The 23,517-nt window shown below is 68.7% G+C and carries 24 protein-coding genes; 13 read left to right on the forward strand and 11 right to left on the reverse strand.

Features of this window, described 5'->3' with window-relative positions:
- Nucleotides 1–55: 55 nt before the first annotated feature.
- The 3 genes from QOZ99_RS04980 to pxpB form a co-directional block, all read right to left on the reverse strand.
- Nucleotides 56–808, reverse strand: coding sequence for a GntR family transcriptional regulator (locus QOZ99_RS04980; RefSeq protein ID WP_306888852.1), 753 nt, complete (start codon nt 806–808; stop codon nt 56–58).
- A gap of 91 nt (nt 809–899) precedes the next feature.
- Nucleotides 900–1,970 (reverse strand): 5-oxoprolinase subunit C family protein, encoded by a 1,071-nt coding sequence (locus tag QOZ99_RS04985; RefSeq protein WP_306888853.1) that lies wholly within the window; start codon nt 1,968–1,970, stop codon nt 900–902.
- A complete protein-coding gene (gene pxpB, locus QOZ99_RS04990) occupies nt 1,967–2,737 on the reverse strand; it encodes a 5-oxoprolinase subunit PxpB (protein ID WP_306888854.1) in 771 nt (256 codons plus the stop codon). Before pxpB ends, QOZ99_RS04985 begins: the two co-directional genes overlap by 4 nt.
- 119 nt (nt 2,738–2,856) lie before the next feature.
- On the opposite strand from pxpB, the gene QOZ99_RS04995 reads away from it, so the two are divergent.
- Both QOZ99_RS04995 and cofH read left to right on the forward strand, forming a co-directional pair.
- The gene (locus tag QOZ99_RS04995) at nt 2,857–3,627 is read left to right on the forward strand and encodes a LamB/YcsF family protein (protein WP_306888989.1); all 771 of its coding nucleotides are present in this window, start codon (nt 2,857–2,859) and stop codon (nt 3,625–3,627) included.
- Nucleotides 3,628–3,631: 4 nt separating this feature from the next.
- Entirely contained in the window at nt 3,632–6,058 is a 2,427-nt protein-coding gene (gene cofH / locus QOZ99_RS05000) for a 5-amino-6-(D-ribitylamino)uracil--L-tyrosine 4-hydroxyphenyl transferase CofH (RefSeq protein WP_306888855.1), read from the forward strand.
- Between the two features lie 38 nt (nt 6,059–6,096).
- Here cofH and QOZ99_RS05005 read toward each other — a convergent pair whose 3' ends face one another.
- The 4 genes from QOZ99_RS05005 to QOZ99_RS05020 form a co-directional block, all read right to left on the reverse strand.
- Nucleotides 6,097–7,044, reverse strand: a complete 948-nt coding sequence (locus QOZ99_RS05005; RefSeq protein WP_306888857.1) for an LLM class flavin-dependent oxidoreductase — start codon at nt 7,042–7,044, stop codon at nt 6,097–6,099.
- A 134-nt stretch (nt 7,045–7,178) separates the two neighbouring features.
- Nucleotides 7,179–7,904 (reverse strand): CoA-transferase subunit beta, encoded by a 726-nt coding sequence (locus QOZ99_RS05010; RefSeq protein WP_306888990.1) that lies wholly within the window; start codon nt 7,902–7,904, stop codon nt 7,179–7,181.
- Between the two features lie 97 nt (nt 7,905–8,001).
- A complete protein-coding gene (locus QOZ99_RS05015; RefSeq protein ID WP_306888991.1) occupies nt 8,002–8,991 on the reverse strand; it encodes a CoA transferase subunit A in 990 nt (329 codons plus the stop codon).
- 16 nt (nt 8,992–9,007) lie between these two features.
- Nucleotides 9,008–10,501 carry a pyridoxal-phosphate dependent enzyme gene (locus QOZ99_RS05020; protein WP_306888859.1) on the reverse strand — a complete coding sequence of 498 codons (1,494 nt, stop codon included), beginning with the start codon at nt 10,499–10,501 and terminating at the stop codon, nt 9,008–9,010.
- A 332-nt stretch (nt 10,502–10,833) separates the two neighbouring features.
- Here QOZ99_RS05020 and QOZ99_RS05025 point away from each other — a divergent pair, with 332 nt between their 5' ends.
- The 5 genes from QOZ99_RS05025 to QOZ99_RS05045 all read left to right on the forward strand — a co-directional run bounded on the left by QOZ99_RS05025 (nt 10,834) and on the right by QOZ99_RS05045 (nt 14,836).
- Entirely contained in the window at nt 10,834–11,304 is a 471-nt protein-coding gene (locus QOZ99_RS05025) for an SRPBCC family protein (protein WP_306888860.1), read from the forward strand.
- A 47-nt stretch (nt 11,305–11,351) separates the two neighbouring features.
- Nucleotides 11,352–11,855 (forward strand): (2Fe-2S)-binding protein, encoded by a 504-nt coding sequence (locus tag QOZ99_RS05030; RefSeq protein ID WP_306888861.1) that lies wholly within the window; start codon nt 11,352–11,354, stop codon nt 11,853–11,855.
- Nucleotides 11,856–11,868: 13 nt separating this feature from the next.
- Nucleotides 11,869–12,681, forward strand: coding sequence for an FAD binding domain-containing protein (locus tag QOZ99_RS05035; RefSeq protein WP_306888862.1), 813 nt, complete (start codon nt 11,869–11,871; stop codon nt 12,679–12,681).
- A complete protein-coding gene (locus QOZ99_RS05040) occupies nt 12,678–13,025 on the forward strand; it encodes an ArsC family reductase (protein WP_306888864.1) in 348 nt (115 codons plus the stop codon). Before QOZ99_RS05035 ends, QOZ99_RS05040 begins: the two co-directional genes overlap by 4 nt.
- Nucleotides 13,026–13,228: 203 nt before the next feature.
- A complete protein-coding gene (locus QOZ99_RS05045; RefSeq protein ID WP_306888865.1) occupies nt 13,229–14,836 on the forward strand; it encodes a peptide chain release factor 3 in 1,608 nt (535 codons plus the stop codon).
- Between the two features lie 48 nt (nt 14,837–14,884).
- On the opposite strand, the gene QOZ99_RS05050 is transcribed toward QOZ99_RS05045, so the two are convergent.
- Entirely contained in the window at nt 14,885–15,316 is a 432-nt protein-coding gene (locus QOZ99_RS05050; protein ID WP_306888866.1) for a L,D-transpeptidase, read from the reverse strand.
- Nucleotides 15,317–15,538: 222 nt separating this feature from the next.
- Here QOZ99_RS05050 and QOZ99_RS05055 point away from each other — a divergent pair, with 222 nt between their 5' ends.
- The 6 genes from QOZ99_RS05055 to QOZ99_RS05080 all read left to right on the forward strand — a co-directional run bounded on the left by QOZ99_RS05055 (nt 15,539) and on the right by QOZ99_RS05080 (nt 20,706).
- Nucleotides 15,539–16,108 carry an NnrU family protein gene (locus tag QOZ99_RS05055; RefSeq protein WP_306888867.1) on the forward strand — a complete coding sequence of 190 codons (570 nt, stop codon included), beginning with the start codon at nt 15,539–15,541 and terminating at the stop codon, nt 16,106–16,108.
- A 36-nt stretch (nt 16,109–16,144) separates the two neighbouring features.
- The gene (panB, locus tag QOZ99_RS05060; RefSeq protein ID WP_306888868.1) at nt 16,145–16,966 is read left to right on the forward strand and encodes a 3-methyl-2-oxobutanoate hydroxymethyltransferase; all 822 of its coding nucleotides are present in this window, start codon (nt 16,145–16,147) and stop codon (nt 16,964–16,966) included.
- Nucleotides 16,967–17,190: 224 nt separating this feature from the next.
- Complete coding sequence (locus QOZ99_RS05065) at nt 17,191–17,964, forward strand: tetratricopeptide repeat protein (RefSeq protein WP_306888869.1); 774 nt, start codon at nt 17,191–17,193, stop codon at nt 17,962–17,964.
- Between the two features lie 11 nt (nt 17,965–17,975).
- Nucleotides 17,976–18,299: a hypothetical protein gene (locus QOZ99_RS05070; RefSeq protein WP_306888870.1), complete on the forward strand. Its 324-nt coding sequence runs from the start codon at nt 17,976–17,978 to the stop codon at nt 18,297–18,299.
- Nucleotides 18,300–18,321: 22 nt separating this feature from the next.
- Nucleotides 18,322–19,665 carry a ribosome biogenesis GTPase Der gene (gene der, locus QOZ99_RS05075; protein ID WP_306888872.1) on the forward strand — a complete coding sequence of 448 codons (1,344 nt, stop codon included), beginning with the start codon at nt 18,322–18,324 and terminating at the stop codon, nt 19,663–19,665.
- Between the two features lie 105 nt (nt 19,666–19,770).
- Entirely contained in the window at nt 19,771–20,706 is a 936-nt protein-coding gene (locus QOZ99_RS05080) for a DMT family transporter (protein ID WP_306888873.1), read from the forward strand.
- On the opposite strand, the gene QOZ99_RS05085 is transcribed toward QOZ99_RS05080, so the two are convergent.
- From QOZ99_RS05085 to purF, 3 genes are all read right to left on the reverse strand, one after another.
- Entirely contained in the window at nt 20,681–21,451 is a 771-nt protein-coding gene (locus QOZ99_RS05085; RefSeq protein WP_306888874.1) for an SDR family NAD(P)-dependent oxidoreductase, read from the reverse strand. The genes QOZ99_RS05080 and QOZ99_RS05085 overlap by 26 nt on opposite strands.
- A 126-nt stretch (nt 21,452–21,577) precedes the next feature.
- On the reverse strand, nt 21,578–21,994 hold the full coding sequence (locus QOZ99_RS05090; protein ID WP_306888875.1) for a VOC family protein: 417 nt from the start codon (nt 21,992–21,994) through the stop codon (nt 21,578–21,580).
- Nucleotides 21,995–22,012: 18 nt separating this feature from the next.
- Nucleotides 22,013–23,512, reverse strand: coding sequence for an amidophosphoribosyltransferase (gene purF, locus QOZ99_RS05095; RefSeq protein WP_306888876.1), 1,500 nt, complete (start codon nt 23,510–23,512; stop codon nt 22,013–22,015).
- Nucleotides 23,513–23,517 lie beyond the last annotated feature (5 nt).

Below are 23,517 nucleotides of genomic sequence, written 5' to 3' on the forward strand. Positions count from 1 at the left end.
ATGAATCAACCTCTGCGCAAGGCCGCGCAAGCGGTTGACCCGCCTAGCCTTTGCCTCAGCGCAGCAGGTCGACGTCGAGCTGCACGCAGTCGCCGCGATAGATGATGTCGGCGAGGTAGATCACCACGTCGTTCTCGTCCACCACCACGAGATGCGCCTCCACGGTGGGAAAGCCGATGCCGATGGCGAGCAGGTTGGCCACGCGCGGCTCCACCGTGCCGACGATGAAGGACTGGCGCGCCTTCTTCACCTGCAGCCCCTCCAGCGTGGCAACGACACTGATGGTCGGCTCGCGCTCGAAGCGGGTAGGGGCGAGCGCGAGCAACCGCTCGTCGACATGCACCCGCGCGAAGGAATAGGGCTGGCCGCGCCGCGACTGCACGCTTTCCAGGTAGCGGTAGCGCGGGGCGGGGCTGCCGTCCTCCGGCTGCACGGTGGGCAGCGGCGGGTTGGCGGGCACGGGCAGGAAGCGCGGCACGTTGGCGCCGATGGTGCCGGCCAGCGAGTGCCATTTGAGATCGAGCTTGAGCCAGCGTTTCTCCTCGACCGAGGCGGAGACGAAGGTGCCCTTGCCCTGGATGCGCCGCACCAGCCCCTCGCTCTGCAGCACCTCCACTGCCTGGCGCACGGTGACGCGGGCGACGCGGAACTCGGCTTCCAGTTCCTGCAGGGTTGAGATTTTCTCGTTCGGCCCCCACACACCGTCCTCGATGCGCCGGCGGATGACCCCGGCGACCTGCAGATAGCGCGGCACCGGGCTGCGACGATAATCGGGACTGGTCAGGCCGGAGGGAGAATCCTTGAGCATGGGCAATGTCGGTTCCGATGGCGGCAACGGCACATTCGCGTGCGCAGCCGCGGGTCAGGTCAGAATCGCTGGGGTCTTCCTATCTTCCCTATCATGTAATCCTATCCATCGCTCCGCGCCCTTCGTCGGATTCCAGCGCCGAAACGACGCCGGAGACCAGATTTTCGCGCAGCAGCGCCTCGAGATCGACGCGGGCGAGCGCACGCACGGGCAGGAGCGCGGCGATCTGCTGGGCGACGGCCCGCTCCTGCGCGCGGCGGGCCTCTTCCGCCTGCGCGACGGAGACGGCGATGAAGCGCACCGAGGCGCCCGGCAGCAGCCGGCCGGCGGCGGGGAGGTCGGCGGAAATGACCGTGGCGATCTTGGCATAGCCGCCGATCGTCTGGTGGTCCGCCAGCAGCAGGATGGGCAGTCCCGAGCCCGGCACCTGGATCGAGCCGGTGACGATGCCGTCGGACACGATGTCGGCACCCCGCCGGAAGCCGAGCGGCGTGCCCTCCAGCCGCAGGCCCATGCGGTCCGCCTCGCGGGAGACGCGATAGGCCGTGCCGAGAAACTCCGCGAGCCCGTCCTCGGTGAACGCGTCGGCCTGCGGGCCCAGCACCACGCGCAGCGCCCCGCCGAAGGTCAGCGATGGCGGGTTCTGGAGTTCAAGACACGGGCCGTCGAGCGAGGAGGCACCCAGCGCGATAACGTCGCCCGCCATCAGCGCGCGGCCGAGATGCCCGCCGAACCGGCCCTTGAGATCGGTTGCGCGCGAGCCCAGCACGCACGGCACGTCAATGCCGCCGGCAAAGGCGAGGATGGCGCTGCCGCTCGCCTTGAGCGGCCCGATCCGCACCCGCGCGCGCTCCGGTATATCGATCGCGCGCCAGGGGCCGAAGCGCCGCGTCTCCCCGCCCTGCTCCACCTCGATCACGCCATCGGCGCCTGTCAGCGCCAGCCGGGCGGGGCCGCCGGTCACCTCGAAGGCGGGGCCGGCGAGCCGCAGTTCCAGCGCGGCCGCCCCGGGCTCGTTGCCCACCAGCGCATTGGCGAGCCGCAGCGCGGGCGGATCCAGCGCGCCGCAGACCGGCACGCCAAAGGCCTGGAAGCCGAGGCGCCCGGCATCCTGCACGCTGGTCTGCGGGCCGGGCTGGAGGATGGCGATTGCCGCGCTCATCGGCTCGCCTCGCAATCCGGAACATGGGCGCCGCGCGCCACCGCCGCGCGGATCGCCGCATGTTCATCCGGCCCCGCTGGCACGAAGCGTACCCCGTCGCCGGGCGTGAACAGGGTGGGCGGCGCCCGCGCGGGATCGAAGAAGCGCAGCGGCGTGTGGCCGATCAACCGCCAGCCGCCGGGCGATTCGACGGGATAGATGCCGGTCATGCGCTGGGCGATGGCGACCGATCCGGCGGGCACCCGCACGCGTGGGCTGGTGAGGCGCGGCAGGTCCAGTTCCGCCGGCAGGTCGCCGAGATAGGCGAAGCCCGGCAGGAAGCCCTGCACATAGACGCGGTAGACCGTGCCGGCATGGCGGGCGATCACCTCGTCCTCGCCGAGGCCGGTGGCGCGGGCGACATCGCCGAGGTCCGGGCCCGCTTCGCCGCCATAAAGCACCGGAATGCGCCAGACGCGGGCGGGAGCCTCGACGCGGGCCTCGCCGATGTCGAGCGCGGCAAGGCTCTCCTGAAGCGCGGCGGCGCAGGTGCGGCGCGGATCGTAATGCACCAGCAGCGAGCGGAAGGTCGGCACCGTCTCGACCATGCCCTCGGGCGGGTGTGCCGCCAGCAGCGCCGCCGTGCGGTGGACGAGGGCGTTGATCTCTGGCGCGATGACGGTGCCGAACTCCACCGCGAAGGCCGTGTCGCCCAGATCGAGGAAGCGCGCCAGCGCGCCGAGGCGCCGGGAACCGGCATCGTGCTGCTCCGCCTTCTCTTCCGTCACGGGAGGTCTCCAGCGCGTGGATAATTCATCCTAATGTTAGGATGATTGAGCTTGAAATGCATTACCAGATAATGTGTTAATCGTGGACGTGAACAGTGATCAGGAGGTTGCCCGTGGCCGTGCGCATCAACATCAACGCCGATATGGGCGAGGGCTACGGTCACTATCGGATCGGCAATGACGACGAGATCCTCACCCTTGTGCAGAGCGTCAATGTCGCCTGCGGCCTGCATGGCGGCGACGCCACGGTCATGCGCGAGGTCTGCCTCAAGGCGAAGGAGAACGGCGTCTCCATCGGCGCCCATCCCGGCTTCAACGACATCTGGGGTTTCGGCCGCCGGCAGATCCGCATGAGCCCGGCCGATCTCGAATATCTCGTGGCCTATCAGCTCGGCGCGCTGGCCGGCATGGCGGCCTATGCCGGCACCAAGGTGACGCATGTGAAGCCGCATGGCGCGCTCAACAACATGGCCGCCATCGACAAGAGCTATGCGCTGGCGATCGGGCGGGCGATCCGCACGGTCGATCCCTCGCTCTATTATCTCGCGCTGTCCGGATCGGCGATGGAGACGGCGGCGCTGGAACTCGACCTGCCGCTGGCGCGTGAGGCCTTCATCGACCGGCTCTATGATGACGCGGGCAACCTGCTCACCCGCACCGACCCGCGCGCGGTGATCAAGGATCCCGCGATCGCGGCGGAGCGCACGGTGCGCATGGTGCTGGACGGCGAGATCATCTCGGTCGACGGCAAGCCGCTGCCGACCCGGTTCGATTCGCTCTGCGTGCATGGCGACGAGCCGACCGCCATCGCGGTGGCGCGTGCCGTGCGCGGCGCGCTGGAGGAGGCCGGCGTCGAACTGGTGACGCTGCCCGAGAAGATGAGGGGCTAGGGCGATGGTGCCGGCGGAAGGGCTCCCCGGCGGCGAAACGCTCGCCCGCGAGGCGGCGCTGGCGCTGGCCGGCGCGGGCGACCTCGCCGCGCTGATGCGGGCGGCGGCGCAGATGCGCGATGCCGGCTTCGGCGCCACCGTCACCGTCTCGCGCAAGGTCTTCATCCCGCTCACCCAGCTGTGCCGCGACGTTTGCCATTACTGCACCTTCGCCCATGCCCCGCGAAAGGGGCAGCGCGCCTTTCTCCGGCCTGACGAGGTGCTGGCCATCGCCCGCGCCGGCGCGCAGATGGGCTGCGACGAGGCGCTGTTCACCCTCGGCGACAAGCCGGAGCAGCGCTACGCCCTGGCCCGCGAGGAACTGGCGACGCTGGGCTTCGCCACGACGCTGGACTATCTCGCCGCCATGGCCGGGCTTGTGCTGCGCGAGACCGGTCTTCTGCCTCACCTCAATGCCGGGGTGATGGCGGCGGCGGATCTGGCGCGCCTGCGCACGGTGTCGGCGTCGCAGGGGCTGATGATCGAGACGACCGCCGAGCGGCTTTCGGCGCGCGGCGGTCCGCATTTCGGCTCGCCCGACAAATGGCCGCAAGCGCGCCTCGCCACGCTGGAGGCGGCCGGTCGCGCGGGCGTGCCGTTCACAACGGGGCTGCTGATCGGCATCGGCGAGACGCGGGTGGAACGCATCGAAGCGCTGCTGGCCATTCGCGACAGCCACGCGCGGCACGGCCATGTGCAGGAAGTGATCATCCAGAATTTCCGCGCCAAGCCGGGCACGAAGATGGCCGGCGCGCCCGAACCCTCGCTGGACGACCATCTGTGGACCGTCGCGGTGGCGCGGCTGATCCTCGGCCCGGCCATCTCGCTCCAGGCGCCGCCCAACCTGCAGCCGGAGGGGCTGAAGGCGCTGATCGATGCCGGGATCAATGATTGGGGCGGCGTCTCGCCGGTCACGCCCGACCACGTGAATCCCGAAGCGCCGTGGCCGGCGCTCGCCGCGCTCGCCGCCGCCACCGCGCGTGCCGGAAAGGTACTCAGTCCCCGGCTCGCGGTCTATCCCGCCTATATCGAGGATCGCGCGCGCTGGCTGGATCCGGCCGTCGCGCCGCTCGTGCTGCGCCGCGCCGATGGCGCGGGTCTCGCCCATGAAGGCGGCTGGCGTGTCGGCGCGCCGGAGGCCCGCGTGGTCGAATGGCCCGCCGCACCGGCCATTGCCGGGCCGGAGACGGTGCTGGAGGCGGTGCTCGACAAGGCGGTCGCCGGCCGCGCGCTCGATGAGGGCGAGATCGTCGCGCTGTTCGACGCGCGGGGCAGCCGGGCGCAGCGGGTCTTCGCGGCGGCGGATGCGCTGCGGCGCGCGGTGGTGGGCGACACGGTGTCCTATGTCGTCACGCGCAACATCAACTACACCAATGTCTGCGCCCATAAATGCGGCTTCTGCGCCTTCTCCAAGGGGCGCCAGCACGAGCATCTGCGCGGCCGGCCCTATGAGCTGGATCTGGACGAGATCCAGCGCCGGACCCGTGAGGCATGGGCGCGCGGGGCGACCGAAGTGTGCATGCAGGGCGGCATCCACCCGGATTTCTCCGGCGACACCTATCTCGCCATCCTGCGGGCGGTGAAGCGGGCGGTGCCGGACATGCATGTCCATGCCTTCTCGCCGCTGGAAGTGCGCCATGGCGCGGCGACGCTCGGCCTCTCCGTGCCGGATTTCCTCCTCGCGCTGAAGCAGGCGGGCCTCGGCTCGCTGCCGGGAACGGCGGCGGAAATCCTTGACGACGAGGTGCGCGCACGGCTTTGCGCGGACAAGCTGACCACGCGGGAATGGCTGGAGACAGTGGCCGCCGCCCATCGCGTCGGCCTCAGGACCACGTCGACCATCATGTTCGGCCATGTCGATGGCTACCGGCACTGGGCGCGCCATCTCCTCCGGCTGCGCCAATTGCAGGCCGAGACCGGCGGCATCACCGAATTCGTGCCGCTGCCCTTCCTGCACATGGAAGCGCCGCTCTATCTCAAGGGCGGCACGCGGGCCGGCCCCAGCCGGCGCGAGGCACTGCTGATGCATGCGGTGGGGCGGCTGGCGCTCAACCCGCTCATCCCCAACATCCAGGCATCCTGGGTCAAGCTGGGGGAGGGCGGCCTTGTCGCGGCGCTGGCGGCGGGGGCCAATGACAGCGGCGGCACCTTGATGGATGAATCGATCAGCCGCGCCGCCGGCGGCGTGCACGGGCAGGAATTTCCGCCCGACCGGATGGAAGCGGCGATCCGCGCGGCCGGCCGCCTCGCCCGGCAGCGCACCACGCTCTATGGCGAGGCGCCCTCGCGGCAGAAGCAGCGTTCCTATGCGGCGGACGCGCTGACGCCGCGCGTCGAGCCGGCGGCGGGCAAGTTCGCGCGCGTGGGGAGCCTGGCGGCGCGCGGCGGGTGAGGGGGCGTCCTCTCCGCGTCAGGGAGAGGACCTTCTGGCTATTTCCGCAGCAGCGGCAGCACCTCATGGGCGAGAAGGTCGATCTGCTCCTTCTCGTAGCGCCACGGCACGAAGACGATCTTCTTCACGCCAGTCGCCATATGGGCGGCGATCTGCTCGGCGCATTCGGCGGGGGTGCCGACAATGGCGCTGTCGAAGGTCGAGAGCGAACCCTTGGACAGGTCCCATTCGGCGTTCAGCCATTCGGTCATCTTTGGCATGCCGACCTCGCGCGGGCCGACATAGATCGGCAGCTGGTTGAGGCTGTAGAGGTCGGCGGGGTCGCGGCCGGCTTCCTCGGCATAGGCCGATATCTTCGCCCAGGACTCGCGATAGGCCTCGGGCGTGTAGAAATAGGTCAGCCAGCCGTCGCCCTTGGTGGCGGCGCGCTTGAGCACCACGTCGACATAGCCGCCGATGAGGATCGGCGGGTGCGGCTTCTGCACGGGCTTGGGGAACATCACCGCATTGCGCAGGTTCAGCTCGTCCCATTCACCGGTGACGGAATCCTCGGTCCACAGCCGCTTCAATATGTCGAGGTTGCGGTCCATGATCTTGCCGCGCCGTTCATAGGCAATACCGACAGCATCGAATTCGCGCTTGTACCAGCCCACCGCCGCGCCGAGCATCAGCCGGCCGTTGGAGATCAGGTCGAGCGAGGACAGCTGCTTGGCCAGGATGACCGGATTGCGCAGCGGCAGCACCAGCACGCCGGTGCCGATCTTGATGGTCTTGGTCCGCGCCGCCACCGCGGTCAGCAGCGACAGCGAGTCGATGATCGGGAAATGCGGATCGGTGCCGAGCAGGATGTGATCCCACACCCAGAGCGAGGAGAATCCCAGTTCCTCCATGCGCACGCCATAGTCGATCAGCGCCCCCGCGTCCGGCAACTCGGGGAAGCGGGTGAAATTGCGCATCGCGACGCCGAAGGAGACGGGAGCGGGCATGGGGCGACCTTCTTCTCACCTCTCCCCGTCGGGCAGAGGTCGCCGCGTCGCGGCGGGTGAGGGGGCGTACGATTGCGGAGCAAAGGAAGAACCCTCACTCCAACCCTCTCCCCGACGGGGAGAGGGAGAAGGAACTAAGCCGTGTAGAGCCGCTGCGGGTCGAGCTCGCGCAGGATGGACAGTTCGAGTTCGGTCGGCGGCTCGGTGACGGGCGCATCGGCCGGCACCGGCAGATCGAAGCCGGTATTGGCCTTGATCGCCTGCGCGGTGACGCCGGGATGCAGCGCCAGCACCGTCATGGCCTTCGTCACCGCATCGAAACCCATGATGCCGAGATCGGTGACGACGCGGAACATGCCGCCCGCCGGCAGCCCGGCCTGCGCCCGCGTGTCGCCGCCGTCGAGGAAGCCCGGCGAGGTGATGAAATCGACCTTTTCCACGAAACGGCGCTTCTCGTGCTTCATGGCGACGATCATGTCGGCGAGGGAGGCGATGTCGTTGCCCCCGCCAGTGCCGGGCAGGCGGATCTTCGGGTGCGCGGGGTCGCCGATGAAGGAGGAGTTCAGATTTCCGAAGCGGTCGATCTGCGCGCCGCCCATGAAACCGACATCGACATAGCCGCGCTGCAGCATCAAGAGCACCTCGGTGATCGAGACCAGCATGTTGGCGCGCCGCGTGCAGCGCTGCTCGTTGGTGGAAGGCGGCAGCTTGCCGGCCTCGACGAACGGGCCGATCACCCCGCCCTCGAACAGGATGGTGAGGCCGGGCGCGCGGGTCTTCTGCGCGAGGATTGCCGCCAGCAGCGGAATGCCGACCCCGGCGAACACGGTCTGGCCTTCCTTCAGGAGCCGCGCGCTCATGACCGCCAGCAGTTCGGAGGCGGTGTAGGCAGGCGGTGCGTCAGGGGCAGGCAGTGCGTCAGGCGCCTGGATACGCGCGGGAGCGTCGAGCGCGGAATCAGTCGTCATGAATGGCACTCCCGCGGCGCTGGGCGTCGATCAGCTCGGCCATGCCGATGCGGCTGAGATAGTCCGCCCAGGTCTTCGGCTCGTGATAGAAGCGCTCGAGATAGTCCCGCGCCCCGGCTTCCGGGTCGCGCGCGGTCATCTGCGCATACATGTCCATGTGGCTGTAGAACGGCTCGTAGAGCCCGTAGCACTCGTGCGGGGCGCAGCCGAACGGCACTTCGACCACGGCGTCGACGGTGAAGAAGCCGATCTTGGTCTGGTCCGGCTGGCGGCGGATCTGCTCGTTGGACACTACCCGCTCGGTGGTGAGGATCACCTTGTTGGCGGCCATCGCGATGTCGATGTCCATGAAGGTGAGCCCGTCGAGCTGGGCGTTGCCATAGGGGTCGCAGCGCTGCACATGGATGATGGCGACATCCGGGTTCAGCGCCGGCACCAGCAGCAGCGTCTCGCCGGTGAACGGGCACTCCATGGTCTTGGCGGCCGCAAAAGCGGGGTCCGCCGGCCCGGCGCTGCCGCCGCTCACCCGGCCCAGCACGTCCGAACCCAGCATGGAACGCATCGGCAGGAAGGGCACGCCCATGGCGCCGGCGCGGTAGCGCAGCCCCATGGCCATGTGGCTCCATTCCTCGAAGCGGGCACGCCCGCTCTCGGTGTAGGCGCGCATCACTTTCGAGACGCCCCAGACGATGCCCTGGCTGAACCAGCTCGTGATGAGGTGTTGCGACAGCCCCGAGGCGTAGAAGATGTCGCCCTCGGTCGACATGATCGAGCGCGAGACGGTGAGGCCTCGCTTCTGTGCCCGCACCAGCGCCCAGATCATGGCAAAGGGCGTGCGTGAGGCGGTGCAGCCGCCGACCGCGAGGTGGTCGCCGTCCTGCACCAACTTTGCTGCCTCCTCCAGCGACATCACCTTGTCGCGCAGGCTGCGGTCACGCGCCTTGGTGCGCTGGCGGAGTTCGGAATAGGCGAGGGGCATCGTCACAAGCGGCTCCTCACGCGGCGTCGGCGATGCCGACATCGCGGTTCATGCGGTCGATCATTTCGTCGAAAACGGGCAGATGGGCGGCGAGGCCCTTCCAGAAGCCCTGATGCCGGCGGCGCTCGAAATCCTCGACCGAAATGCCCTGCTGCTCGACCCAGGTATAGTAACCGAGGTTGAACACGCGCTGGCGTGCCCGATGGTCCAGTTCCAGCACATGGTCGGCATCGCCGCCCAGCAGATGCTGGCCGAACGCCTCCGCCGCATCGATGCGGTCGTAGCTGCCGCCCTTGCGGGCGAGGTGCTGGGCGCGCTCGCTGCCATACAGCGCGGCGCCGTCGGTCGCGACGGTGATGATCACGTCATTGGCGCCAAGGTCGAGCCGGCGCGCGGTCTTGATTGCCGCCAGCACATTGCCGATGCCCGACAGGCCGAGCTGGGACAGGCCCTCGATGGTCGCGGCATCGATGCCGCGCCGCTCCGTGAGATAGGCGCGCCCGGCCTCCGAGCCGAACAGCAGCGCGAGATCGTCGGTCGCCACGTCCGACACGCCAGCGATCATGTCGGTATTGGTGACGTTATGGATGAGCGGCACGTGCTTGTCGCCGATGCCCTGGATATTGTGCTCGCCGAAGCCGTTATAGAGCAGCGTCGGGCACTCGACCGGCTCCATGGCGACGATGCGGGCGCCGTAGCGCTCCTTCAGCCAGTCGCCCGCCCCGATCGTGCCGGCCGAGCCGGTGCCGGCCACGAAGGCGGCGAGGCTGAGCGTGCCGGAGGCATTCAGCGCCTCGAACAGCGTGCCCGCCGCCGCGCCGGTGATGGCGTAATGGGCGAGGTAGTTGGGGAATTCGGAGAACTGGTTGAGGATGAAGTTCTCCTCGTCCCGCGCCATCTGCGCGCAGGCGTCGTAGATCTCCTTCACGTTCGATTCCGTGCCCGGCGTGCGCACGATGTCGGACGGGTCCGTTACCCACTGGCCCAGCCAGTCGAAGCGTTCGGCGCTCATGCCGCCCGGCAGCACGGCAACGCCGCGGCAGCCGAGAATGCGCGAGATGGCGACGCCCCCCCGGCAGTAATTGCCGGTGGAGGGCCACACCGCCCGGTGGCGGGTGGGATCGAACATGCCGGAAACCAGGCGCGGGGCGAGGCAGGCATAGGCCGCCAGCACCTTATGGGCGTGGATCATCGGAAAATGCCGGCCCTGCAGCACCACGATGCGGGCGGCAACGCCGGTCACGCTGGCCGGCAGCTCGATGAAGGACGGCACGCTGGCCCCGCCCACGGTCATTGCATTGTTGAACCAGTGCACGCCGAACAGGTTTCGCCCATCGGGCGCGTTCCTGTCCGCTTCCGCCGCGCGGCGGCGGGCGGCGGGCGGCATGGTGTCCGGCGCGGCCAGCTCGGAAAAGCGCGGCAGTACGATGCCGCGCTCGCGCAGATGCGCCACCGTGGCGACATAGGCGCCGGGGTCGACGACGCGGGAGGGGAGGGCGAAGGGGTTCATGCGGACTCGCAGGCTCGTGCCGGCGCCGACTATGGCGCATCAACGATTTTCTATGATACTAATCATAGGACCAATGATGTAAATTCCTATTTGTGCTCAATGCTCGTGATCGTCCGGTGTGCGTCAATTTTATGCACGGGGCGCCAAACTTGCAGGCAGGTTCGGCCCATCTCCGGCTCGCACCGGGGGCGCGGAAAGCCGGCGCGCACGGGGGCGGGTCCATCGTCGCGCTTGGCACGGGCGTTGCTGCATGCCGGCGACATTCAGGTGCGCCGCGCCGGCTCGCCTCTCGGCAAGGCAATGGAAGGCTCGATGCAGACTCAAGGTGGATCATGGACCTGACCGGCTCCCAGCGCATCGAGGCCCCGCGCGAGGCGGTGTGGCGCGCGCTCAATGATGCGGATGTGCTGCGCCGGTGCATTCCCGGCTGCCAGGAACTGGTGCAGGCCTCGCCAACCGAGTTCGTCGCGAAGGTGGTGCTGAAGATCGGCCCGGTGAAGGCCACCTTCGCCGGCGCCGTGACGCTCTCCGCGCTGGATCCGCCGAACGCCTACCACATTGCCGGCGAGGGGCAGGGCGGCGTCGCCGGCTTCGCCAAGGGCGGCGCGAAAGTGTGGCTGGTGGAGGAGGAGGGCGCCACCATCCTGCATTACGAGGCGCAGGCCAATGTCGGCGGCAAGATCGCCCAGCTCGGCGCGCGGTTGATCGACAGCACGTCGAAGAAGCTGGCCGGAGAGTTTTTCGGCGCCTTCAGCCGCGTGGTGTCGCCCGCGCCAGCCGATTCCGTCGCCCACGTCGAATGAGCCGCGCCAGTGCTGGCGCAACCGCAGAGCCGACCGGGAGCAGGCCGATGCAGACCCTTACCCTCACCGTCAACGGCGCCGCCGTGACGCTCACGCTCGACGAGCGCACGCTGCTGGTCGAGCTGCTGCGCGATCGGCTGCGGCTCACCGGCACGCATGTCGGCTGCGATACCAGCCAGTGCGGCGCCTGCACCGTGCATCTCGACGGGGTCGCGGTGAAATCCTGCGCCGTGCTCGCCGTGCAGGCCGAGGGAGCGGAAATCCTCACCATCGAGGGGATCGGCAGCGCCGAGCACCTGCACCCGATGCAGGCGGCGTTTCGCGAGCATCACGGCCTGCAATGCGGCTTCTGCACGCCGGGCATGATCATGGCCGGAATCGACATCGCCAGCCGCCACGGCCCTGCGCCGGACGAGCCGACGGTGCGCGCGGAGCTGGAAGGCAATCTCTGCCGCTGCACCGGCTACCACAACATCGTGCTGGCCATTCAGGCCGGGGCGCGGGCGATGGGCGCCCCGTCGCCTGTCTCCTCGCCCGCCGCGACCGCGTGAGGAAGGAGCGATCATGTTTCCCTTCACCTATCACCGGCCGGTCGAACTCGCCTCCGCCCATGCCCTGCTGGTGGCGAATGAGGAGGCCAAGCTGCTGGCCGGCGGACAGACGCTGATCGCCACGCTGAAGCAGCGCCTCGCCAGCCCGAGCGACCTGGTCGATCTGGCGCGCGTTCCCGGCCTGACGGGCATCGCGCGCGAGGGCGGGGCGCTCGTTATCGGCGCGATGACCCGCCATGCCGAGGTGGCCGCGTCGCAGCAGGTCGCGGCGGCCATCCCCGCATTGGCCGATCTGGCGGGGCGGATCGGCGACCCGGCGGTGCGCAATCGCGGCACGCTCGGCGGTTCGATCGCCAATAACGACCCTTCCGCCGATTATCCCGCCGCTTGCCTCGGCCTCGATGCCACCATCGTCACCGACCGGCGCGAACTGGCGGCGGGCGACTTCTTCCTCGGCCTGTTCGAGACCGCGCTTGAGCCGGACGAGATCATCCTTTCCGTCCGCTTTCCCATCGGTGGAACGGCGACCTACGCCAAATTCGCCAACCCCGCCTCGCGCTACGCCATGGCCGGCGCCTTCCTGTGGAGGGGCGAGGAAGGGGTGCGCGTCGCCATCACCGGTGCCGGGCAGAACGGGGTGTTCCGCTGGAGCGCGGCGGAGACGGCGCTGGTGGCGGATTTCAGCCCGGCGGCGCTGGTGGATATCGGCCTCGACGGCGACGAGATGATCGCCGACATTCACGGTTCGGGTGCCTATCGCGCCCATCTCGCCGGCGTTATGACGCGGCGCGCGGTGGCGCGCATCCTTGAGCGAGGTTCCCCGTGACGGTCACGATCTACGGCATCAAGAACTGCGACACGATGAAGAAGGCCCGCGCCTGGCTGGACGCGCACGGCGTCGCCTACGCGTTCCATGACTACAAGTCCGTCGGCATCGATGGCGCGCATCTCGCGGACTGGGCCGGCAAGGTGGGCTGGGAGGTGCTGCTGAACCGGGCCGGCACCACCTTTCGCAAGCTCGACGAAGCCGACAAGGCCGATATCGACGAGGCGAAGGCGCTCCGGCTGATGCAGGAGCACAATTCGGTCATCAAACGGCCGGTGCTGGAGGCGGATGGCGCGCTGCTGGTCGGCTTCAAGCCGGAAGCCTACGCGAAACAGTTCGACTGAGGGAAGCCCGGCGATAATTGGAATGTCATCCCGGACGGCCGAAGGTCGATCCGGGATCGCTACCGGAATGAAGAACGATCCCGGCTCTCCGCTCCGCTGCGGCCGGGATGACGGCGAGGGAGGGGCCGGCCCGGACAGCCGGCGCACGTCACAGCGCCCGCCACCCCTTGATCCCGGGCGGCTTCCCTGCCACATCCGCGCCTATGAACGCTCTCTCCAACTCCGCTGCCTCTCCCATCGCGCTCGAAGTCGCGCGCCGGCGCACCTTCGCGATCATCTCGCATCCGGACGCGGGCAAGACCACGCTGACCGAAAAGCTTCTGCTGTTCGGCGGCGCGATCCAGCTTGCCGGACAGGTGCGCGCCAAGAAGGACCGCCGCTCGACGCGCTCGGACTGGATGGCGATCGAGCGTGAGCGCGGCATTTCGGTCGCGACCTCGGTGATGACCTTCGAATTCGAGGGCCACGTGTTCAACCTGCTGGACACGCCGGGCCATGAGGACTTCTCGGAAGACACCTACCGCACGCTGACGGCGGTCGACGCGGCTGTCATGGTGATCGACGCGGCGAAGGGCATCGAGGCGCGCACGCGCAAGCTGCTGGAAGTGTGCCGGCTGCGCGACATCCCGATCATCACCTTCATCAACAAGATGGACCGCGAGAGTCGCGACCCGTTCGAGATTCTCGACGAGATCGAGAAGACGCTGGCGCTCGACACCACGCCGATGACCTGGCCGGTGGGACGCGGGCGTGATTTCGTCGGCACCATGGACATCGCCACCGGCGGCATGCGGCTGCTGGATGGCGACGAGGGCAAGACCGGCCCGCTCAGGCAGATGAGCATGGCGGAGATCGCGAGCCTCAACGTGACGTTGGAGGAGGCCGCGCTGACCGAGGAACTCGGGCTGGTGCGCGAGGTGTGCAACCCGTTCGAGCTGGACAGCTTCCTCGAAGGCCACTTGACGCCGGTCTATTTCGGCTCGGCCTTGCGCAATTTCGGCGTCGGCGACCTGCTGGAGGGCCTCGGCAAATATGCCCCGCCGCCGCGCGCGCAGGATGCCGACAAACGCCGGGTGGAGGCCGAGGAGCCGCGCATGACGGCCTTCGTGTTCAAGATCCAGGCGAACATGGACCCGAACCACCGCGACCGCATCGCCTTCGCCCGGCTGTGCTCGGGCAAGCTCACGCGCGGCATGAAGGCCAAGCTTGTGCGCACCGGCAAGCCGATGAGCCTAGCCACGCCGCAATTCTTCTTCGCGCAGGATCGCCAGCTGGCGGAAGAAGCCTATGCCGGCGACGTGGTGGGCATTCCCAACCACGGCAATCTGCGCATCGGCGACACGCTGACCGAGGGCGAGGAACTGAATTTCGTCGGCGTGCCGAGCTTCGCCCCCGAAATCCTGCGCCGCGTGAAGCTCTCCGACGCCATGAAGGCCAAGAAGCTGAAGCAGGCGCTGCAGGAAATGGCGGAAGAGGGCGTGGTGCAGGTGTTTCGACCGACCGATGGCTCGCCGGCGCTGGTCGGCGTGGTCGGGCCCTTGCAGCTCGACGTGCTGAAGAACCGGCTGGAAGCCGAATACGGGCTCGATGTCGGCTTCGACATGTCGGAATTCCAGCTGGCGCGCTGGGTATCGTCGGCCGATCCCAAGCGTGTCGAGGAGTTCGCCGCCGGCAACCGCCTGTCGACCGCCGAGGACCTCGACGGCGACCTCGTCTTCCTCAGCCCGTCGGCCTTCATGATCGGCTATACCGGCGACCGCTGGCCGGGCATCGTCTTCACCGACATCAAGGACGTGAAGAAGGCCGCGTGAGACCGGAACGTCGCTTCCGCCCCTTCCGCTGCCGCTTTTGCCGGCGGTTCAGCGGGTGATGATGATCTTCGTGTTGTCGGAACCATAGTCGCTGACCAGGCCGAACAGCGTCCGCGCATTGGCCGGGGCGAGCCGCACGCAGCCATGCGAGGCGGGGCGCCCCAGCCGCCGCAGGTCCGTGGTGCCGTGGATCGCGTAGCCGCCATTGAAGAAGATGGCATAGGGCATCGGCGCGTTGTCGTATTTGCGCGAGAAGTAACGCTTGTACATGCGCTGCGGCCGATAGGTGCCGGCCGGGGTGCGGTAGCCCTTGCGGGCGGCGGAAATCGGCCAGCTGTGCTCGCGCCAGCCCTCCACCCACACTTCCATGCTCTGCGTGGACAGGTCGATATGCGCCACCACCGCCTGGGCCCGCGCGATATCGGGCGCGGCGAGCGCGAACAGCGCAAGACCCGCAAGCGTGGCGAAAACCTGTCTCATGCCCCGCGTCTCCCCGAACTGCGCCTGCCGGCCCCCGCCCGCCGGATCCTTCTCACATTGTGCCACGCGCGCGAGGTGAAGGGGAGCGGGTGTGCCCTTCATGGTTTATATCCGCGCGGCGCGGGGGGGCGACCCTGTGACAGGGGCGGGGGGCGCGGTGGATGATGGCATCGTGATTGGAAAGGCTCTAGCGTCGCGCCGAATCCTCCAAGGGAGCGACCGATGATCCTGATGCTGGCCGGCCTCGTGCTGTTTCTCGTCACGCATGTCTTCACCACCCGGCGCGAGGCACGCGCGGCGGCGGTGGCGCAGCTGGGAATGATCCCCTATCGCGCCGTGTATTCGATCGTGTCGATCGCCGCGGTGCTGATGATCGCCTATGGCTATGGCGACTGGCGCGCGGCCGGGCCCGCGCAGCTGTGGAACCCGCCGGTGGCGATGCGCCACATCGCGCTGACCCTGATGCTGCTCGCCTCTATCGCGCTCGGCGGCTATCTCGTGCCGAGCCATATCCGCGCGTGGCTCAAGCATCCGATGCTGGTGGCGGTGAAGATCTGGGCGCTGTCCCATCTCATCGCCAATGGCGATGCGGCGACGATGACGCTGGCCGTGGTGATTCTCGGCTGGGCGGTGTTCGACCGTATTTCGGTGAAGCGGCGCGGCCTGCCGCTGCCGGTCGCGCCGAAAGGGTGGGGCGGCGATCTCGTTGCCGTGCTGGTCGGGCTCGTGCTTTATGCCGTTCTCGCCTTCTGGTTCCACCCGTACATCGTGGGTGTGCCGGTGATGGGCTGATAAAAAGCCCAGTAAAGACAAGAGGAAACTGCCCCCATGTCGGTCCAGTCCATCGCCCGTCGCCTCACCGCGCCCGATATCCGCGCCAGGAAGGGCGGCGAGCCGATCGTTTCGCTCACGGCCTATCACGCCCATACCGCGCGCCTCATCGACCCGCATGTCGATTTCATGCTGGTGGGCGATTCGCTCGGCATGGTGATGCACGGCATGGAGACCACCGTGCCGGTCACGGTGGAGATGATGATCCTGCAGGGGCAGGCGGTGATGCGCGGCTCCTCCCGCGCGCTGGTCGTGGTGGACCTGCCCTTCGGCTCCTATGAGGGCTCGCCGCAGCAGGCCTTCGCCACCGCCTCCCGCGTGCTGAAGGAGACCGGAGCCGGCGCGGTGAAGCTCGAAGGCGGGCGTCGCATGGCCGAGACCGTGCGCTTCCTCGCCGATCGCGGCGTGCCGGTCATGGGCCATGTGGGCTTGACCCCGCAGGCGATCAACACGCTCGGCTCCTTCAAGGCGCTGGGCCGCGACGAGGCGAGCGCCGCGCTCATCCTCGACGACGCGCGCGCGATCGCCGAGGCGGGTGCTTTCTCCATCGTGCTGGAGGCGATCAGCGAGCCGCTGGCCCGGCAGATCACGCAGGAGGTCGCCCCGCCCACGATCGGCATTGGCGGGTCCTCCGCCTGCGACGGCCAGATCCTCGTGCTGGAGGACATGCTCGGCCTGTCCGACCGTGTGCCGCGCTTCGTGAAGAAGTTCGCCGATATCGGCCCGGCCATCGGCGCGGCGGTGGAATCCTATGCCAGCGAAGTGCGCGCCCGCGCCTTCCCCGGCCCGGAGCACGTCTACGCGCCGAAGAAGGGGTGAGGCGCTCGCCTCCTCCCGCCTCCCCGGTGGCATGACGCCGGGAGCGCCCCTCCACGTCTCGGCCTCACCTTCGGGCGGGAGGGCGGCGCGCGCGTCCTGTCGTCCTGCCGATTTGCCTTGTTGAAGCCGCATCGCTAGTTTACGCGCCTTTCCGATACCGCCGCACGCGCCCGCGTGCCGGCGGACCGGAACATTCGTCCCGATTCCTTGCCCACGGATCCGCAATGGCTGACATCTTCCACGAGATCGACGAGGACCTGCGTCGGGAGCGGTTCAGCCGCCTCTGGAGCCGCTACGGCCTCTATGTCGTCGGCCTCGCCGTGCTCATCGTCATCGGCGTCGCCGCCTGGCGCGGCTATGAGTGGTGGAAGCTGAGGCAGGATCAGGCGGCCGGCGCGCGCTTCGAGGCCGCGCTGCAACTCGCCACCGAGGGCAAGCCCGCCGAGGCGGAAGCCGCTTTTGCCGCCATCGCCAAGGATGGCCCGGCGGGTTATCGCATGCTGGCCCGCTTCCGCTCGGCGGCCGAACTCGGCGCCACCGACCCGAAGGCGGCCGTTGCGGCCTATGACGCGCTCGCCGCCGATGCCGCGATCGGCCGGCTGATGCAGGACGTGGCGCAGATCCGTGCCGGGCTGCTGCTGGTCGACACAGCCCCGCTCGCCGATGTGGAGCAGCGCATCAAGCCGCTCGACACGCCCGAGGGCGCGTTCCGCCATTCGGCGCGCGAGATCCTCGGCCTTGCCCAGTACAAGGCCGGTGATTTCAAGGCGGCAACCGAGACCTTCGCGTCGGTGCTGAACGATGCCCAGACCCCGCCCGGATTGCGGCGGGTCGCCGAACTGATGCGCACCCTCGCCAGCGGACAACTGCCGCCCGCGGATGCCAAGCCTGCGGATGCCAAGCCGTCTGACGTTAAGCCGGCTGATGCTTCGCCCGCGATCGCCGCCCCTGCGGCTTCCACGCCCGCGGCGCCGGCTGCCGCTCCGGCGGTTCAGTGAGGGAGGTCGAGATGAACCCTGTCGCGCCCCACACGCGTTCCCGGCGCATGAGCGCACTGCGCCGCGCCCTTCTGCTCGCGCCGGTTCTCGCGCTTGTCTTCGCGACAGCGGGTTGCGAGACGCTCGACAAGATGAACCCCTTCGCCGAGAAGGAAAAGAAGCTGCCGGGCGCGCGCCAGTCCGTCTTCCCCGAAGGCGTGCCCGGCGTCGACTACAACGCCGCCCCGCCGCAGCCGGCCAATTCCGCCAAATATGAGACGCCGGCCGAGCCCGCCGCGGCCCCGGCTGCCGCTTCCTCCTCGTCGCGGACCCCCGCGCCGCTGACGCCGCAGTGAGCGGCGCGAGAGCACATTCGCCATGACCTTCACCGTCGCCATCGTGGGCCGGCCCAATGTCGGCAAGTCGACGCTGTTCAACCGCCTCGTCGGCAAGCGGCTCGCGCTGGTCGATGACAGGCCGGGCGTGACGCGCGACCGGCGCGAGGGCGAAGGCCGGCTCGGCCATCTGTCCTTCCGCGTCATCGACACGGCAGGTCTGGAAGAGGCGAAGGTCGAATCGCTCGAAGGCCGCATGCGGGCACAAACCGAGGCGGCGATCGACGACGCCGACGTGCTGCTGTTCCTCATCGACGCCAAGGCCGGCGTGACGCCGAGCGACCAGATCTTCGCCCATCTGGCCCGGCGCTCCGGCAAGCACACCATTCTCGTCGCGAACAAGGCCGAGGCACGCGGCTCCGAGGGCGGCACGCTGGATGCCTATGCGCTCGGCCTCGGCGATCCCGTGGAACTCTCCGCCGAGCATGGCGACGGCATGGGCGACCTCGTGCGGGCGCTGGCCGAGGTGGTTCCCGACGACGGGGACGAGATGGACCTCGACAATGAGGGCGGACGGCGCATCCGCGTCGCCGTGCTCGGCCGCCCCAATGCTGGCAAGTCGACTTTGATCAACTCCCTGCTCGGCGAGGACCGGCTGCTCACCGGGCCCGAGGCCGGCATCACGCGCGATTCCATCGCCGTCGATGTCGAGCGCCATGGTGTCGAGCTGCGCGTGTTCGACACGGCGGGCATGCGCAAGCGCGCCCGCATCGACGACAAGCTGGAGAAGCTTTCCGTCGCCGACGGCCTGCGCGCCGCGCGCTTCGCCGAAGTGGTGGTGGTTCTGATGGACGCCACCCATCCCTTCGAGGAACAGGACCTGCGCATCGCCGACCTCGTCGAGCGCGAGGGGCGGGCGGTGGTGCTGGCGATCTCCAAGGCCGACCTCGTGAAGGACCAGCCCGGCTTCGTCACCCGCATGCGCGAGGAAGCCGACCATTCGCTGCCGCAGGTCAAGGGCGCGCCGGTGGTGCTGGTCTCCGGCCTCACCGGCGAGGGGCTGGACCGGCTGGTGCGGGCCATCGCGCAGGCGCATGAGGTGTGGAACCGGCGTGTGGCGACCAACCCGCTCAACCGCTGGCTGGGCGAGACCACCGACCAGCATCCGCCACCGGCGGTGTCGGGCCGACGCATCAAGCTGCGCTACATCACCCAGCCCAAGGCCCGCCCGCCGAGCTTCGTGCTGTTCTGCTCGCGCGCCGACGCGGTGCCGGAGAGCTATGTGCGCTATCTCGTGAACAACCTGCGCACCAGCTTCGACCTGCCCGGCGTGCCGATCCGCCTGACCCTGCGCGAGAAGGACAACCCTTACGCGGAGAAGGAGTAGCTCCTGGAGCGGGCTTCACTCCGCGCCACGCACAAGTGACGCACCTCGCTCATCCCGCATCCGGCGACGCGCCCCTCGGCGCGGCTGCCTTCATCGGTTTTCGCCATGCTGATCGGCCTTCTTGCGGGCCTCATGACCGGGGCCCTGTGGGGGCTCACCTTCATTGCGCCGCGCGCCATCCTGCCCTTTTCCGCCTTTGATCTCTCGGTGCTTCGCTACCTGATCTTCGGGCTGGTGAGTGTGGCGCTGATGGTCATTCCGCGCTTCCGTCCCACGGGCCTGTCGCCCCGCATGCTGGGCACGGGGCTGCTGCTCGGGGCCTTCGGCACGTTCGGCTATTTCCTCTCCATCTCCTATGCCGTGCTGCTCGCCGGCCCCGTGCTGCCGCCGCTGATCGCCGGGACCGCGCCGGTGCTGCTCGCCATCGTCGCCAATTTCCACGAACGTTCGCTGCCCTGGCGGCGCCTTGCCTGGCCGCTGGCGCTCATCGTGGCGGGGCTCGGCGTGGTCAATGTGGCGAGCCTGCAGGAGGCGCATGCGAATGAGGCCAGCGCCATTCTCGCCGGCGTCGGCCTGTCGGTGGTGGCGCTGCTGTTCTGGGTCGCCTATGGCCTCGTCAATGCAATGGTGATGCGCGGGGCGGATGCGCCGGACGCGCTGCGCTGGACGGGTATCCAGGGGCTGGGCTGCGGGGGGCTGGCGCTGCTGCTGCTGCCGCTGCTCTCCGGCGCGCCGGCCCTGGTGGATTTCAACAGCGCGGCGACGCAGCGCTTCTTCATCTGGGTGGTGGCGCTGGGCGTGGTCGTGTCCTGGCTGGGGACCTTCGGCTGGGTGGTGGCGTCCGAGCGCCTGCCCATGGCGCTCTCCGCGCAGCTCATCGTGGCGGAGACGGTGTTCGGCCTCGTCTATGGCCTCGCCTTCGAGCGGCGCCTGCCGACCGCCCCGGAAGCGGTGGGCACGGCGCTTCAGCTCGTCGGCGTCGTGGTGGCGGTGGCGATCTTCTCCCGCCGCCGGATCATGCCGGAACCGGGAACGCCCTGAGGCTGCCCGTCGGGAAATCGTAGAGCTTGCCGGTCTCCTCGAAGCTGGGCAGGCACAGGGCGAGGATGGCAGTGGCGATGTCCTCGGGGGCCGGCAGCGTCTGCGGATCCTCGCTCGGGAACGCCTTGGCCCGCATGCGGGTCCGCGTCGGGCCGGGATTGATGAGATTCACCCGCAGGTTGGAGATGTTGGCCACCTCGTTCGCCCAGGTGCGCGCCAGCATTTCCACCGCCGCCTTGCTGATGGCATAGGTGCCCCAGAAGGCGCGGGCCTTGTGCGCGGCTCCGGAGGAGACCAGCACGGCGCGGCCGGCGGTGGAGAGGCGCAGCAGCGGATCGAGCGAGCGCACCAGCCGCCAGTTGGCGGTGAGGTTGACGGCGAGCGCGTCATCCCACTCCTTCGGCTCCACCTGCGCCAGCGGCGTCATGGGTCCGAGCACACCGGCATTGCCGATGAAGATGTCGAGCTTGCCGAAACGCTCATAGAGCGCGCCGCCCAGCCGGTCGATGGCGGGGAAGTCCTTGATGTCCATCGGCACCAGCGTGGCGGTGGAGCCGGCCGCCACGATGGCGTCGTCCAGTTCCTCCAGCGCGCCGGCCGTGCGCCCGAGGGCGATGATATGCGCGCCAGCCTCGGCAAGGGCGAGGGCGGTGGCCTGCCCGATGCCGCGCGTGGCGCCGGTGACGAGGGCGATGCGTCCGGCGAGCGGGCGCGCGGACGGCTCCGGCGCGGCGAGGTCGGTCATGGGGATCCTCCGAATTTTGCCGAAACCTAGAGCCATTCGCCGCGCGAGGAAACCCGCAGCGCGCGGGAAGGCTCTCCCCCGCCGACAATGACCCCGCCTGTGCACAGGCCGAGCACGGTCCGCCCGCTAGGAGGGGTCGGTCATCACCACGGAGGGAGCCGATCGCGTGGCGGGGCCGTGATAGACGGCCTCGATATTATTGCCGGCGGGATCCAGCACGAAGGCGGCGTAATAGCCGGGATGGTAGTCCCGCTCGCCCGGCGCGCCATTGTCGTGCCCGCCATGGGCGAGGGCGACCGCGTGGAAGCGCTGGACCATGGCTTCATCCGCCGCCTGGAAGGCAAGGTGCGTGCGCCCGGTGATCGGCTCGCCGGGCGTCACATACAGTTCATCGGCGAAGAAGTAGCCCTCGCCCTCGATCAACGGCACGCCAATGACCTCAAGCACCGCCTTGTAGAAGCGCAGGCAGCCCTCGTAATCGGCGACGACCAGCTGGAGATGATCGATCAGCCGCCCGCGATGCCATTCCTTTAGCTCGACCATAGCGCTCCCCGCGTCGCCTCAGCTGGCTTCGGCCAGCAGCGAGAGCTGGCGCGGCGCCACCTCGCTCGAACGGTCGGTGAGCGGCGTCGGGTACTCGCCGGTGAAGCAGTGATCGGTGAACTGCGGATGCACGGGATCGCGTCCCTCGAAGCCCATCGACTTGTAGATGCCGTCGATGGAGAGGAAGGCGAGGCTGTCCGCACCGATATAACGGCGCATGCCTTCGAGGTCGTGCGTCGCGGCGAGCAGCTTGTCGCGGTCCGGCGTGTCGATGCCGTAATAGTCGGGATGAGTGATCGGCGGCGAGGAAATGCGGAAATGCACCTCGCGGGCACCGGCCTCGCGCATCATGCGCACGATTTTGACAGACGTTGTTCCACGAACAAGACTGTCGTCGATCAGCACGATGCGCTTGCCCTCGACCACCGCGCGGTTGGCGGAGTGCTTCATGCGCACGCCCTGGTCGCGCACCGACTGGGTCGGCTGGATGAAGGTGCGCCCGACATAATGGTTGCGGATGATGCCGAGCTCATAGGGCAGGCCCGAGGCCTGCGAATAGCCGATGGCCGCCGGTACGCCCGAATCGGGCACCGGCACCACGAGGTCGGCATCGGCCGGCGCCTCGGCGGCGAGCTGGAAGCCCATCTTCTTGCGCACATCATAAACCGAGCGCCCGCCGACGACCGAATCCGGCCGGGCGAAATAGATGTACTCGAAGATGCAGGGACGCGGACGGACGGTGCCGAAGGGACGTAGCGTCTCCACCTTGTCGGAGGAGAACACGATCACCTCGCCGGGATCGATGTCCCGCACGTGGCGCGCACCGATTATGTCCAGCGCGCAGGTCTCGGAGGTGAGGATCGGGTGGCCGTCGAGTTCGCCGAGCACCAGCGGGCGGATGCCGAGCGGGTCGCGCGCGCCCACCAGCTTCTTGTTGGTGAGTCCCACGAAGGCGTAGGCGCCCTCGATGACCCGCAGCGCGTCGATGAAGCGCTCGGTGAAGCGCGGGCGCTTGGAGCGGGCGACGAGGTGGAGCATCACCTCGGTATCGGAGGTCGACTGGCAGATGGCGCCGTCGCGGATGATCTGGCGGCGCAGCGTCAGGCCATTGGTGAGGTTGCCGTTATGGGCGATGGCGAAGCCGCCGCCATCCAGTTCGGCGAAGAGCGGCTGCACGTTGCGCAGAATGGTTTCGCCGGTGGTCGAATAGCGCACATGACCGACCGCGATGCGGCCCGGCAGACGCTTGATCGCCTCGCCGTCGGAGAAGGCGTCGGACACCAGGCCGAGACGACGCTCGGAGTGGAAACGCTGGCCATCATAAGTGGTTATGCCCGCCGCTTCCTGGCCGCGATGCTGCAGGGCGTGCAGGCCGAGAGCGGTGATGGCGGCGGCGTCGGGGTGCCCGTAAATGCCGAACACGCCGCACTCCTCGCGCAGCGTGTCCCCGTAATCATCGTAGAAATCGTTCGCGTCGACCGATTTCGGCACCACGTCATCAACGGCAAAATTGGCCATGTGAC

It is taken from the genome of Ancylobacter amanitiformis (assembly GCF_030814815.1).
GTDB lineage: Bacteria > Pseudomonadota > Alphaproteobacteria > Rhizobiales > Xanthobacteraceae > Ancylobacter > Ancylobacter amanitiformis.